This window comes from Peptoniphilus sp. BV3C26 (genome assembly GCF_000478985.1).
GTDB lineage: Bacteria > Bacillota > Clostridia > Tissierellales > Peptoniphilaceae > Peptoniphilus_B > Peptoniphilus_B koenoeneniae.
This window is the reverse complement of the sequence record NZ_AWXB01000038.1, coordinates 1-518: the sequence shown is the minus strand read 5'-3', so window position 1 is coordinate 518 and position 518 is coordinate 1. Positions and strand designations below refer to the sequence as shown.

The following is a 518-nucleotide window of genomic DNA, read 5'->3' as shown; positions in this document are numbered from 1 at the left end:
GGGATTTCCTCTTTTTTATTCAGTTCTACTTCTTCTCTTTCTTTGAGGTAATCAAATAAGGTAGCTTGAACTGTGTCAGCCCTTCTAACTTCTTCTGTTTCTTCAGGTGCTTCAAGTTCTTCTTCTACAAAGCTAAGTTCTCCATTAAAGACAGACTGAAGCTCCTGCTCATCCATCTGCTTTTTAAGTTCTGTATCTTTCAGCTCTCTAAAGGTCTTTGGAAAATCTTCTAAAATAAGCCTTTGGGCATTTAATTCCTTTAGTTCTTCAAGATTAAAATATCCCCATTCAGGTTCAATCCCAAGTACCAGTCCAAAGGCATCGCCACTTTCCCTGTCATATTCCGTCATATACCAAGTCCAATTAGAACGGAAAGGAATGATATATGCAGCATGAACCTCTTTATCCGCTAATGCTACATCCTCCTGTGCGTAAAGCTCCGGCACTCTTTCAAGCATTTCATCGGTCATTAAGTTTTCAGGAGCATCTTTGGAATAATATTGTGGTTCTTCAATCTT

General features: G+C 38.8%; 1 protein-coding gene. It reads right to left on the bottom strand.

From position 1 onward, the window contains the following. Positions 1-518: hypothetical protein (locus tag HMPREF1253_RS03160; protein ID WP_036739329.1), on the bottom strand; the 518-nt coding region annotated here is incomplete at both ends.